General features: G+C 30.9%; 9 protein-coding genes and 1 pseudogene. 5 read left to right on the top strand and 5 right to left on the bottom strand.

Going from position 1 to position 13,685, the window contains the following annotated elements:
* Nucleotides 1-118: 118 nt before the first annotated feature.
* Both lepB and I6L50_RS33405 read right to left on the bottom strand, forming a co-directional pair.
* Nucleotides 119-670: a signal peptidase I gene (lepB, locus tag I6L50_RS33410; protein ID WP_219304259.1), complete on the bottom strand. Its 552-nt coding sequence runs from the start codon at nt 668-670 to the stop codon at nt 119-121.
* 229 nt (nt 671-899) lie between these two features.
* The gene (locus I6L50_RS33405) at nt 900-1,922 is read right to left on the bottom strand and encodes an ETX/MTX2 family pore-forming toxin (protein WP_219304256.1); all 1,023 of its coding nucleotides are present in this window, start codon (nt 1,920-1,922) and stop codon (nt 900-902) included.
* 1,894 nt (nt 1,923-3,816) lie between these two features.
* On the opposite strand from I6L50_RS33405, the gene I6L50_RS33400 reads away from it, so the two are divergent.
* Together I6L50_RS33400 and I6L50_RS33395 are read left to right on the top strand one after the other, a co-directional pair.
* Nucleotides 3,817-4,008, top strand: a complete 192-nt coding sequence (locus tag I6L50_RS33400; RefSeq protein WP_002090657.1) for a hypothetical protein — start codon at nt 3,817-3,819, stop codon at nt 4,006-4,008.
* A 158-nt stretch (nt 4,009-4,166) separates the two neighbouring features.
* Nucleotides 4,167-5,603 (top strand): IS4 family transposase, encoded by a 1,437-nt coding sequence (locus tag I6L50_RS33395; protein WP_219304254.1) that lies wholly within the window; start codon nt 4,167-4,169, stop codon nt 5,601-5,603.
* 306 nt (nt 5,604-5,909) lie between these two features.
* On the opposite strand, the gene I6L50_RS33390 is transcribed toward I6L50_RS33395, so the two are convergent.
* From I6L50_RS33390 to I6L50_RS33380, 3 genes and pseudogenes are all read right to left on the bottom strand, one after another.
* Entirely contained in the window at nt 5,910-7,205 is a 1,296-nt protein-coding gene (locus tag I6L50_RS33390) for a VanW family protein (RefSeq protein WP_219304252.1), read from the bottom strand.
* Between the two features lie 222 nt (nt 7,206-7,427).
* Nucleotides 7,428-8,213 (bottom strand): annotated as a pseudogene (locus tag I6L50_RS33385) (RNA-guided endonuclease TnpB family protein); the annotation flags it as partial.
* 321 nt (nt 8,214-8,534) lie between these two features.
* Nucleotides 8,535-9,383, bottom strand: coding sequence for a LysR family transcriptional regulator (locus I6L50_RS33380; protein WP_219304249.1), 849 nt, complete (start codon nt 9,381-9,383; stop codon nt 8,535-8,537).
* Nucleotides 9,384-9,879: 496 nt separating this feature from the next.
* Here I6L50_RS33380 and I6L50_RS33375 point away from each other — a divergent pair, with 496 nt between their 5' ends.
* The 3 genes from I6L50_RS33375 to I6L50_RS33365 are packed head-to-tail and all read left to right on the top strand — an operon-like array spanning nt 9,880 to nt 13,495.
* Complete coding sequence (locus I6L50_RS33375) at nt 9,880-11,331, top strand: spore germination protein (protein WP_219304244.1); 1,452 nt, start codon at nt 9,880-9,882, stop codon at nt 11,329-11,331.
* Complete coding sequence (locus I6L50_RS33370) at nt 11,331-12,404, top strand: GerAB/ArcD/ProY family transporter (protein ID WP_257475483.1); 1,074 nt, start codon at nt 11,331-11,333, stop codon at nt 12,402-12,404. Before I6L50_RS33375 ends, I6L50_RS33370 begins: the two co-directional genes overlap by 1 nt.
* Nucleotides 12,404-13,495 (top strand): Ger(x)C family spore germination protein, encoded by a 1,092-nt coding sequence (locus I6L50_RS33365; protein WP_219304242.1) that lies wholly within the window; start codon nt 12,404-12,406, stop codon nt 13,493-13,495. The genes I6L50_RS33370 and I6L50_RS33365 overlap by 1 nt, the downstream gene beginning before the upstream one ends.
* The last annotated feature ends 190 nt before the right edge of the window (nt 13,496-13,685 follow it).

The following is a 13,685-nucleotide window of genomic DNA, read 5'->3' as shown; positions in this document are numbered from 1 at the left end:
AACATATATAAGTCCTCTTTAGAAAATCGTCATGATTACTTTTTTGGATGAAATTATAAATGGGACTTATATAGTAGTTGAGTAGTAATATTTAAAGTTATCCCGTATACGACTGTATCTATCTGAAAATTACTTTAGCTAAAACATGATCAATGGGAATACATCCTATAACACGACTATCCGTGCTATGATTTCGATTGTCACCCATTACAAACACATGATTTTTAGGTACCTTCCATTTATGATCCATAGAAGGATACATCATTTCTTTGATATAGGGTTCTGTTAGTTGTTTTTCATTTCGGTATACGTTGTGATCTTTAATTTCTAATATATCTCCTGGTTTCCCAATGACCCTTTTTACAATAAAAAATTCTGTTGGAGATTCTATAAATAGTTCAATTAAATTTGTATTTTTGATATCATTACAAAACGTCCGTTTTTTATCCGTATGACTGTCAATGACAACAATATCATTATATTTTGGTAAGGAATCAAGCCAATAATTTAATTTTGAAGTATATAGTAATTCTTGATTTTGTAAGGTTGGGTCCATCGATTCACCTTCTACAGTATAGGTTTGAAAAATAAATATATTAAACATTAATGTAATTATGAAACTAAGAAATAAAATCATGCCATATGCAATGAATACTTTTCCTGTTTTCATGTTTTATTTTTCCTTTTCTTTTGATTTTTTCTTGGATTTGAATATAGTAGGTATGAAAAAGCTTATAATACTTATATATAAATCCTCTTTAGAAATTCATCATATCTAAATTTTTTTGAATGCCAGTCCTCACGATTTATGAAGTATTTTAAAAACGAGATTATGATATCAAAAATATAAACAGGGATTTATATAATTACAAAAAAGTAAAAGCCCTCATTGGGGGCTTTTACTTTGCAGAAACAGGTGCTTCTAGAACTTTTTTGTTCATATTATTTGTTATATCAGTCACAATTATCTTCATATCACTACCAGCATTATTACCTGAAAATCCTATTGAATCCTTTAATAAATAAACTTTTTTATTAATATCATCGAAGCGTACCCAATCTAAAATGTCCTGTTTCACTTGTTCTCGTGTCAAGTAATAGTTTTCGTTATTGTCCCACCCTAACCATACATACTTATACGGAGCAGACCATTTATATGCATAATCTATTGCTTTCAACAGGTCATACATTGTTTCTCCACCTCTCTGACCAAATTTCTCAGATATATCCCCATCCTGCTCGGAGTTATGGAGCCCAGCGCCCATTAAAGTATTATAGCCAAGAGTAGAGGACCAATATCCTACCTTCTGAATAGTGGATTTACCTTTTATCTCCTGTATATTTTGGTATTTACCTGTAAATGTAGTATTAACATACTGATATTCAACTTTGTATTTTTTATGTGCAGGGACAGTGATCTTATCTCCTCCATATGTAAGTGTTTTTTCTGTAGAGTTCAGTCGAGTATTTGTGTTAGTAAATTTAAATCCAGTGTTCCATTCGCCACTTGCCTTTGCAATTCCTGGGATTTCGAGTCCCAGACTGGCTTTATATCCAAATGTAAATTCTGTGGAATTTGCGGCTGTGACAGAATCAGTTAATTTAAAAGATTTCCCTTGTGTTGAAAGTGTTTGTTCATGGTCTAAAGTATTGTTTAATACAGCTGTATCTAGGCTCTCAAATTTACTTGGATTAGCCTTTACATCTTCAACAACAGTAACGATATCTCCCCTAGAACTAAAAGTGTTATTCCATATGTTATCAGAATTATAATGATCAGCATTAGCAGCATGCGCGGCAGTTGGCTTCTGTAGAATTCCTGTCGTTCCTAAACCAGTAAGACCTAAGGTAAAGGCTGTAGTTGTTGCAAGAAGCGCTTGTTTGTATTTGCGCTTTGCATCTTTTCGATTTTTGTACATCATACGTAATTCTTCCTTTCCAATTACATTATTTTGTCAACATTTGTATCATATCAAGTAAAGAAATGATGGTTTAATTATAGGTGGTATGAATATGCTGCATATAACGAAAAATGACTTTGACTAGTGCGGTAATTTTAGTTTGGGGCTTAATATGTTTTTGAAGGATTATAACTGTAAAAATTAGAAAGTCAAAATTCGATAAATTAAGGGATCGTATCAATTTTATTATGAATATTTAAGATGTCTGTTTTCTTGATTGTTTTTAGGTATATTACAATCTAAGTAAACGTCACATATATTTAAGGTTTAAAGTAATATTTATGTTGTGAAAACGATAATGAATATCGAGTGTTTTATTTGTTTAAAAGATAAATTTATCCATCAATAAATTATATAAAACTACTAGTGCATGCATTTTCCCTACGCCGTACCATAATATGTATCTCTCTAAAGCTATCGATCTAGTTATAGCCCATATTTTCGAATGTTCTTGTAAAGTAGCTAATCGGATTTCTCATCGATTTCCCGTTATGCTCGTACTTATGTGTTGGAGGTCCTTTTAGCAATATTTACAGGGTTATAGAACAATTCGTTACTAACGTTTGAATCAAAGCAGGAATCAAACGTTAGTAACGAATAAGATATGGGAACAAGACAGTGAATAAAGCCTTTATCAACTTGATAAGATGGGCTGTCGTGTTTTTAATACGGATTCATTTGTATTAAGAATAAGAATGCTTTTCTTTAACAAAACCCTGTTTTAAAAAATTTAAACCATTAAATATATTAGAACTCATTTTTGACACATCTTACCTTCAATCACAAGGTATTCGAGATTGTTTCTTATTCAATTTCTTGTTCAATAGAGTAATAATAAACGGATGATTTGGATTGAAATCAGGATGATAACGGGCTAACGACTAAGTTTAGCTACTTGAATAATTGAACTCGAAGATATAGATAAAATGAAAGCATGACAACAAGCCTTGTCAGTGTCATTTTTTTGAACAAGGCGGCAGAGATTTTATTTTGAGAAATAGATATTAAGAGTTTGGAGTTAGCATCTCATTAAACGTTTTAAAATCAATATCAACTCCAGATTCACTATCTTTTTTATACTTCTCCATGCGTATTTTCCAGTATGCATGGAGTTTCTTTGTTTTACCAAAATTTATTTTCCCGGGACATTTGCAACATAAATGTTCCTTGTTGTTACAGTTAAGCCTTATACTGATGTGGTATAATATGGATAATTCTGTTTGTAAAAAGGAGAAATGTTCAATGGGAGTTTTTACATCATTGTTAGCAACTAGTTCTATTTTACTATTAGCTTGGGTTGTAGATGAAAGAGAAAAACAACATCAAAAATAATATTTTATATTTATGGATAATTATAATTGTTAAAAAAGCTGGCATTGATCCAGCTTTTTCTTTTTGAACTTATTACTACACCCACAATCGAAATAAAGTATTTCAGTAACTAACCAATGAATGATTAGAGTTAACCCATAATAGACAATTTCCTTATTAAAAATAGACGAAACAACAGAAACAATATCTACAAACTCAATAAATCAAACATGGAAATAAAAGTGAATCTATGACCTATTTTTACACGTATCTCGGCTGTACCCCATGCCCATCAACTTAAGAATTTAGAATTACCCCAAAACGAAAAAATGACAAGTTAGCACAAAATTTCGTTCTGGGGGTACTATAAAATTTCCGGTTGATGGCGATGTGGTAGATACCCCAGTGTACACAATGACAGTATTTCTTGCACCAGAACCAACGAAAGTAATTTAATGTAAAAAATAGTTAAAAATCTAAGCCCGTGTTATTATTATATAGGGAATTTAAAATTAAAGTTGTATTTGGAGAGGAAATGTTATAAATGAAAACAACAAAAGGGAAACTATCTTCTAGCATTGATATTATAGGCTTTATAGCTTCTATAATAATGATTATTGTAACTTTGGTTAATTTTAGAACATGGCTACATCCACTTACATTCTTTACCGTAGGACTAATCTTCTTTATTAATATAGTAAAGACCCTTAAGGGAAAAGGGCGTAATTCAAATTAAAAATTTGATTCTTAAATGCTTATATTTTATAAAGTATGTTAGTATCTTTTTAATAGTGGTCACCATCCATCACCATCAAATTAAAATAAATTTGTATCCATATAGCAAAAAAATCGCTATTCTTTTTGTAGAAATATACAGAAAGGATGGCATTTTTTATGAATCTTTCGATTCAAGATGAACTCCAATTATTTGCTGAGGAATTATATCAATATTTTACTCCTTCATTCTTAGAGGAGCTTGCTAGAGAATTAGATTTTGTTCAAAGAAAGCGTAAGTTTTCAGGGCATGACTTAGCCACTATCTGTGTTTGGGTGAGTCAACGGATAGCGAGTGATTCTTTAGTTAGACTGTGTAGTCAACTACATGCAGCTACAGGAACTCTTATTAGTCCAGAAGGACTAAATAAACGCTTCAATAAAAAAGCTGTTTGCTTTTTAAAACATGTTTTCTCTGCATTATTAAAAAATAAAGTTTGTGAAACCTCAGTGATTCCCAGTTCTTCACTTACCCATTTTCAACGGATTCGCATTTTAGATGCAACAATTTTTCAAGTACCAAAACACTTAGCTAGTGTGTATCCTGGCTCGGGTGGTTGTGCACAAACAGCAGGTATAAAGATTCAATTAGAATATGATTTACATAGTGGACAGTTTTTAAATTTTCAAGTTGAACCAGGGAAGAATAATGATAAAACCTTTGGAACAGAATGTTTAGCGACATTACGGCCTGGCGACCTATGTATTCGAGATTTAGGTTATTATTCACTGGACGATTTAGATCAGATGGATCAATGTGGGGGATATTATATATCGCGGCTGAAATTAAATAATATGGTGTATATCAAAAATGAGTTTCCTGAATACTTTCGAAATGGGACAGCTAAAAAACAATCTCAGTACATCAAGATTGATTTAGAAAACATTATGAATACCTTAAAACCGGGACAGGTCTATGAAATAGCAGATCCTTATATTGAAAAGGATAAAAAACTATTTACACGCGTTATTATATATCGGTTAACTGAAAAGCAACTTCGAGAACGTAAGAAAAAACAAGTGTATAAGGAAAGTAAAAAGGGTATTACGTACTCAGAGAAAAGCAAACGATTAGCTGGTATGAATATTTATGTCACCAATACACCTTTGGAATGGGTTCCGATGGAACAAATACATGATTTTTATTCCCTTCGTTGGCAGATTGAAATTATCTTTAAAACTTGGAAATCCTTATTTCAAATTCATAATTGGCAAAATATCAAACGAGAGCGATTAGAATGCCACATTTATGGAAAACTCATCGCTATTTTTCTATGTTCTTCTACTATGTTTAAGATGAGACAATTAATTTTACAAAAGAAACAAAAGGAATTAAGCGAATATAAAGCCATTGGAATGATACAAGATCATCTATACATCTTGTATCAAGCAATACAACAAAACACTCAAAAAATAACCAAAATCTTGTGCCGTCTATTCAACCTCTTACTGAAAAATGGAAGAAAGTCTCACCGATATGAGAAGAAAACAGTCTTTGATATCCTGGGTGTTATTTATGAGTATAGTGGATTGGAAAAACAAAGGGAAATTGCATGATTTTTAAAATTGGGTCGATTGAGGTTTATTTAGTATGCTCATTTTTAAGGACACAAAGTATTTTAAGAGTTTTTCCGTTCATATGAACGAAAGTTCATTTTGTTTGGGTTCTTAAGTTGATGGGCATGCGGCTGTACCCCTAACACAGCTAATATATTAACTTTTTTGAAAGGGGAAACTTGTTTTGTCCCAAGGCTACTAAACACAATATGATCTTTAATGGTTACAAACAACAATTCGATAAACTAATTTTCTTTTAAATAGCAATCTAATCGTTAAATTAGTACGCCATCTTGAAGTGCTAATTTATTTATTTTTATACGTACTAGTACTAATCAATTCCCTTGCTTTTAAAGTATTGTCTCTGTTTTTCACTTCACGGTAAGTGTTTACCTTTACTATAAAATCTGTTTTTTGTATAGTATTGGTGTATATATTAACAATATCATCACTCGTCTTTCCGAATAATCTAACAATAAGTTGGTCATTTTGTAATATTGTTTTGATATATATCGGTGTATCAGTATTATTTTTAAATTTAAAATCTGGACCATTATCAGCTACTGTCGCATCTAACCCCACAGGTACATAATTTACTTGATGACTATGATTTATTCTAGATACTATATCCAAATTCGCTAACAAAACGGCATTGTATAAGGTACTGGAAACTTGACATACCCCGCCGCCCGCTGCCTGAATTAACTTGTTATTTAGAATAACCGGTGCATTTTTATAGCCATGGATTTGATCGGTAATTCCGACAATTTCATTAAAGCTAAATTCTTTGTTTGAAGGTATTATTACACCATTCAATTTATTAGCAGCTTTTTCTATATTTTCTCTTGTATTTTCACTACGACCAATAAGATCTGTTTTAAATTCAGACATAGGTTTTTTCATGTTTATCTTCTTAAAATCTCGATTGGAAATATCAGGATAGATATTTGTATATTTTACGACTACGCTATCTGTTCCTTTATAAATAGCTTCAATTATATCTTTTTGTAACATAGTTATGTTAACTTTTTTACCTACTTTTTCATCTACATAATATATTCCAGAATTCGTATCACTCATCTTTATTGATGCATTAGTGGGATTTTCTTGAAATTTAGTAAATTGGTTAGAGATTAAATTCTGTAATTTATTATTATTAATTTTAGGTTCTAACTTATAATTTATTTTTCGAAAGCCTATCTCTGCTGTTAATTCTTTGAGCCATCCACTCCATTTATTTTCCACTTGTTGATCAAAAATTTCTTGTATTGCATAATTAGAATCATACATAATTCCAAGGTCCTGATAAGTATAAGTTTGTTTGGTTTTCTCTAATATAAATGTTAACTTTTTTTCCATTAAAGAGTTGATATGTTTTTGATTTGTATTTTCTAACTGTTTTCTATTTAATCCCCCTACATCTATTGCCTCAATTTGAGTGTTTGGTAATACAACTTCATTTAAAAGCTGATTAACAGCAGAAATATAAAATATTATTTTCAAACTAATAAGTATTATTAATAATATTGTGAAAATAAAAATTAAAAACTTGGTTCTTTTTATTTTCTTTTTTAAAATCAAAGTACTATTTTTCTCTGGCATATTGATCACTATCCTTACACAATATTTCTCAAATAAGAGGATTCGGAACCGATTCCTATCTCATTCTACTTAAATGAGGATACAGTGTAAAATTCAAACAAATGATACAAACCATCAATTAAAATGATGGTTTGTATCATTATGAAATGGATCAGAGTAAATATTTTAGTTATTACCTTATGTGAAATTTATTAATAAGTGCATATAGTTTTTTTGATTGAACTCGTGGTTTTTGATGATTTCAGTTGAGACTTTGTCCAAGTAATCTTTTCTAGCATTCTTCATATATTCATGAATTCTAGCTACTTTTACTCGCTGTTTATTCCAGCTAGAAGATCCTTTTATTTTTCTAGAAAGAACACGCTGTGCTTTCGCCAACTTCTCTTCTAATGACCGAAAAAACTTCGGATTTTTATAGATTGTTCCATCTGACAAAATGGCAAAATCTTTTAGTCCCACATCCATTCCGATGAAAAATTGTGTTTTTGGAAGTTCTTGCGCTTCTGTTTCAACTAACAAGGACACAAAGTATCTGCCAGAAGGGTTCCTTCTAACCGTAGCATTTACAATACGTCCCTTCACTTCTCGATTTTTGGCAAATCGAACAAGACCTAGTTTCGGCAATTTCATTTTGTTTCCTACAACAGCAATGTTTTCATTCGTTTGTTTTGTGGTGTAAGATTGCACAGGATTCTTTTTAAATTTGAAACGTGGGGCATTGTTTTGTTTCTTGAAAAAGCGTGTATACGCATCCGCAAGGTTGCGAACAGACGATTGGATCGCAATACTATCCACTTCTTTGAGCCAAACAAACTCTTTCTTCATGGCAGGAAGTTTGGGAGAGCATGTACCATATGTCAAACCTTTTCCTGTTTCTTTGTATGTATTATCCCATAGGGATAGGAGATGATTGAATACAAAACGAGAACAGCCAATGGTTTTATTGATTAAAATTGCTTGTGCTGTATTTGGATAGATACGAAATTTATATGCTCGATTGATCATCATTTCTTTCACCCCCATTTCGATATATCTCCATTATACAACAAACGTACATTCGGTATGTAGTGAAATGATGATGACAAATTATCCAATAATAAGATATATGTATATGTCGAACAATTGAGATGGCAATATGCCATCCCTTGTTCGAAGCCAATTCAGCTCCCACCTACTCACTGGGCCGTGGCCCTTCATGTTCCTTGAGGAAGGAGTCTTCTGGGCTAAAAATGATAAAAAGTTAAGTCTATGTCTGGATATGGATTTCAATCTATATTCAGACATAGACTTAACCACTAATTTATACGGTACACAAATAGGTCTTCCTTATTATTTATATACTTGAATTTCTTTTATAAAATTCCTCATGGTAAGTCCCACATTTATGCTTTTATTTCTAATAAAAATGGTTGTGATTTTATGAAATTCCTTTGGGATTTCATGACAATAAATATTGGGAATACTAGAAAATAAGCCCACAGCTGTTGCAGGCAATAGTGTAATGCCTAATCCGAGGGACACACTGTGTAAAATCATTTCCAGCATATTAAATTCCATAAACTTATTATTGAAAAAACCTTCGTTTTCAAGCCATTTTTCTAACATTTTTCTATAGCCGCAGCCTTGTCCAAATACTAAAAATGTTTCATGATTTAAATCTTTTATTTCAAATGTAGGTTGATTTGTAACCAAAGTGAGTGTCTTGCTGCTAACCTCATATTGATCAAATGAGGAATCTTTTATAGGTCCTGTTACAAAAGCACCATCTAACTTGTAATTTAGTACATCTAACATCAATTGATTACTCACATCGGTTTTTAGTGTTATATCCACATTAGGGTATTTCGCATAATATCCTGCTAATATCATAGGTAATGGATGTACAGTATCTACTGTTCCTATGTTTAAAATCCCAACAGAATATTCGTCCTTAAACATATTATTTAGTTCTTCAAATTCTTTAAGAATTTTATCCACTTTTTCAAGAAATTTTTGTCCATCTCCTGTTAAAGAAATGCCTCTAGCATGCCGATGAAATAAAATTGTATTTAGTTCTTGTTCTAATTGTTTTATGTGTGCAGTTACATTGGATTGCACATAATTCAAACTTTTTGCAGCCGCGGTAATATTTTTAATTCTAGCTACTGTTTGAAAAATTTTTAAATCTCTAAACTCCAAAATTATCTCCACCTTGATTATGTTCTAACTGTATTTGAAATTATTTATATGTTTATTCTTTATTTCTTAACATAATAAAATATATATACTTAGAATATGTTAAATAGAGAAAAGTTAAACATTTAAATACACGTGAATTTTACGTGACAATTATATATATTTATACAGTTATTTAAATATATATAGATAGATTATCATTCCTTAGACCTTTAAAATGGGTCTTAAGAATACTAAAACACCCTGTAACAGAGAAAATATGCTAATAGATGATGATAATTATCTGTACTCCTTTGTACTAATAATTGTTTCAACTTCTAAAATCGTATAGTTCTATTGTAGAATGCGTTGGCTATTGTGGGCCTCACCAATTATAAGGAAAAATGAGCGTTATTGTATAAGGGTGTTTTGTCTTAAAAATAGACATTTTCGGTACATAATTTATGCGTAGTTATTTAATAATAAGTCTATAAATTTATTTATTATGAGGGATTGGTTTATGAAAACATTTACATTTCTAGATAAAGAATCTAAAACTAATCAGAAAAATTGTATTAGTGTACAAATAAATTCTTCTTTGGATAAAAACCTTGAGTTTATAAAATATCAATTAGGGGATGCTCCGGATCTTGTAATAAGAAGAATTCGGAAAGAAAATAATCAAACCCTAGCATTGGTTTATTTATCGGAATTGACTGACAAAAAAGACGTTAATGATAATATTCTTAAACCTCTGTTAAAGGAGGATTTAAAAGCTGAATTAGAGCTAATTATACCTCTTGGGAATATTTCTAAGGTTCAATATCTTAGTCAAATTCAAGAAAGTCTATTAGAGGGAAATGCAATTCTTCTTGTTAACAAATCCCCTATTGCATATAAACTCGAGATTAAAGGTGGACCCAATCGAGAACCTTCCGATTCTAAAAATGAAATATCTATAAAAGGGACACATCAAGGATTTGTAGAAGCTGCGACTAAAAACATTGCTTTAATACGAAATTATTTGCCAACAGCTAAATTAAATGTAAAGTCTGCAGAAGTTGGTGAAGAAGGAAAAACAAAAATTTATGTGCTTTTTTTAATAGAAAAAGTTGATTTTGAAATTACTGAGGAGATACAAAGTAGATTGAAAAATATTAAAGTTAATTCTATAGTGAATACTGGAGAACTCGTTAAACACATTGAAGATAACCCGTATTCTCCTTTCCCACAACTTTTACTAACTGAAAGACCTGATACTGCAGTATCTCATCTATTAGAAGGGAAATTTGTAATAGTTGTTGATCATTCTCCGAATGTATTAATTGGACCAACGAATTTTCTTAGTTTTTTTAGGAATATAGATGACCGCAGTACTAGGTGGATGATAAATTTTATTCTTCAAATATTACGCATAATCGCTTTTTTCTTAGCACTTATTTTACCAGCTGCATATATTGCTCTAATTTCATTTAATTTTAGTCTGATACCTGTCCCTTTATTTTTATCTATAGCAGAATCTAGGGAAAATGTACCATTTTCTGCTATTGTAGAAGCTATGATTATGGAAATAACTTTAGAAATGATGAGAGAAGCGGCTTTACGTTTACCTGCTCCTATTGGACAAACCATGGGCATAGTTGGAGGTATTATTATAGGACAAGCCGCTGTACAAGCAGGGATTGTAAGCAACATCATGATTATCATCGTTTCTATAACAGGGATTGCATCGTTTACTGTCCCAAATTATGATATGAGTTTAGCAGTTCGATATTTACGTTTTCCTATGATGCTGTTAGCCACTTGGTTTGGAGTTGTAGGTATTATTATAGGTCTTATGACATTACTAGCACATATGTTAAGTATTCGTTCTATAGGTACCCCATATGGTGTTTCATTTTTACCCATAAATATTTGTAAGCTTAAAGATTTCATTATTAAATATAAAAATAGAGCAAAAGGTGACATATAATGTCTAAAATCAATAATGCGGGTACACTTTCTTTAGGCCAATTTATATTTACTATTCATGGAGCTCAAGTTGGAACGGGAATTCTTTTTCTCCCCCGTACATTAGCAGAAAAATCGGGTACTGACGGATGGCTAGTGCTGCCTCTTTGTTTTTTATTTTCTACATTAGCCAGTATAGCTTGGGTTCAAATAGCTCAAAGATACTCCAGACAGCTGATGAATAATAGAATAAATAATTTTGTAAGGATATGCTTCACCTTTATCTATACTGCATATTTTTCATTTTATGCTTGGGTGGTGTTACTAAACGGAATGCTCTACATCAAGGGTAATTTACTTCCTAAAACACCGGATTATCTCATAATATTATTATTTTTAGTCCCTACTTATCTTGTCGTTTCTCAAAATGTATATGTATTAGGACGTTACTGTGAGGTTGTATTTTATCTTACAATCTGGATTTTAATATTATTTTTAATTCCCTTAAAAGAAGGGAACACACTAAATATGTTGCCTCTTTTTAAAAATGGTATTGGTGGAATTTTGAAGTCTTTTCCTCAGGCTATCTTTCCGTTTACAGGATTTGAAATAGTATTTTTTATGTATCCATATTTAAAAAGAAAACAGGATGCGACTAAAGGGGTGATAATTGCTAACAGTATAACAATGTTTTTTTATATTTTCATGACAATTTCATGTTTTATATTTTTTAGTCCGGATGAAATAACATCATATAACCAACCTGTACTAAGTATACTAAAAATTATTGAAGTTAGCTTTTTAGAAAGATTTGACTTAATCATTATAACTTTATACTTATTTGTGGTTTTTACTTCATGGACTCCATATATTTATGTCAATTTATTATGTATCAGTAATTTAACTAACCAACCACAAAACAATATTCATATCTCTATTTTATTTTCTCTTATTATTTTAAGTGTTTTTCTGATTCATCCATCATGGAGTCAGGCACAAAGTTGGAAGAACTTAATTTCATATATAGGATTAGTAACAGCTTATTTATTTCCTATGTTCATGTTTGTAGTAATAAAATTAAAAGGGGATGCTTAATGATACGAAAAATAATATATTTCCTCTCATGTCTAATATTGCTTACGGGTTGCTACGATCAAATATATGTTGAGGATGTTGCCGCAACATTAATTGTAGGAATTGATTTAGATAAACAAAATAATCTACAAATATACGTAGTAAACCCCTTAATAAATAAAGATCAGAAACGAAATGAGGAAAAACATTATAGCTCAGATACTACAGTTCGAAAGGCTAGAGATAAGTTTGATACTGTAGATCCAGGAATTATTTCTGGCAGTAAAATACAGATTATACTTTTGGGAAAAAACCTTCTCAAAAAAAAACATTGGATAAGATACCTAGAACCCTTTTATCGTGATCCCCAAAATACTATGACTGCCAAAGTTATTGGTGTAGAAGGAAAAGTTTCTGATATTATCTACTCTCGCTCCCATAAAAATAACTTTCTTGCAGATTATTTGACTAAATTAATTAGAACAGGAAATGCAAGAAACGTTACTGTTAAAACAACTTTTAAAGAACTACATAGACAAGTTAAGGATAAGGGGATAACTCCCAGTATCTCTAGTATAAAAAAAATGGAAAATAACAAAGTGAAAATTACAGGAACAATGCTTTTAGATTCTCAAAATTTGTTTCAATCAACCTTAAATCCAAATGAAAATAAATTATTGACCTTATTACAGGGTAAGGTCCAAGGCGATTATCCATTTACAATAAATAATCCAATAAATAAACAATGGCTTAGTATTTCTGCACAAAGAATTGAAGTTGACCAAAAAGTATCATATACTAACCGTTTTATTTTTAATATACAAATTGATATGGGGACAGAAATTATCGAGGAATTTCCTTATTCAGACACATCAATGGATGGTAGAGAATTAGAAAACGCTATTTCGAAGCAATTAACAAAAGAAATAACACAACTTATAAAAAAATTTAAACAAGCGAAAATAGATCCCATTGGCTTAGGATTATATGCTCGTGCATTTCAATATAAAAATTGGGTATCTCATAGACAAAATTGGGGCAATGAGTTATCGAAATCACAAATAAATATAAAAGTAAATATAAAGGTAAGAGATGTAGGGAGTATTAAATAACTATAGTAGTCAAGAAGTATGAATTCAAAAAACAATATCATAAAGATAACATTTAGTCCTGATAGTGAACTACCCGCCACTTAACGTCCTAACGGACCGTTTGAAGTGGGGGCTTCTCGGTTAGTCGTTACTTTTGATAGCTAACGAATTCGTCCTAAGACAGCCGAGCTAACTCCCTTGTTCCAAAGGT

The sequence above is a fragment of the Bacillus sp. FDAARGOS_1420 genome, from assembly GCF_019344915.1.
Classification (GTDB): Bacteria; Bacillota; Bacilli; order Bacillales; family Bacillaceae_G; genus Bacillus_A; species Bacillus_A mycoides.
Note: the sequence above shows the minus strand (reverse complement) of the source record. Positions and strands in the feature narration are given on the sequence as shown.

Bases quoted from the DNA above. Each gene is read 5' to 3' on its own strand.
- lepB (WP_219304259.1), bottom strand. From the start codon at position 670: ATGAAAACAGGAAAAGTATTCATTGCATATGGCATGATTTTATTTCTT.
- I6L50_RS33405 (WP_219304256.1), bottom strand. From the start codon at position 1,922: ATGATGTACAAAAATCGAAAAGATGCAAAGCGCAAATACAAACAAGCG.
- I6L50_RS33400 (WP_002090657.1), top strand. From the start codon at position 3,817: ATGAAAACAACAAAAGGGAAACTATCTTCTAGCATTGATATTATAGGC.
- I6L50_RS33395 (WP_219304254.1), top strand. From the start codon at position 4,167: ATGAATCTTTCGATTCAAGATGAACTCCAATTATTTGCTGAGGAATTA.
- I6L50_RS33390 (WP_219304252.1), bottom strand. From the start codon at position 7,205: ATGCCAGAGAAAAATAGTACTTTGATTTTAAAAAAGAAAATAAAAAGA.
- I6L50_RS33375 (WP_219304244.1), top strand. From the start codon at position 9,880: ATGAAAACATTTACATTTCTAGATAAAGAATCTAAAACTAATCAGAAA.
- I6L50_RS33370 (WP_257475483.1), top strand. From the start codon at position 11,331: ATGTCTAAAATCAATAATGCGGGTACACTTTCTTTAGGCCAATTTATA.
- I6L50_RS33365 (WP_219304242.1), top strand. From the start codon at position 12,404: ATGATACGAAAAATAATATATTTCCTCTCATGTCTAATATTGCTTACG.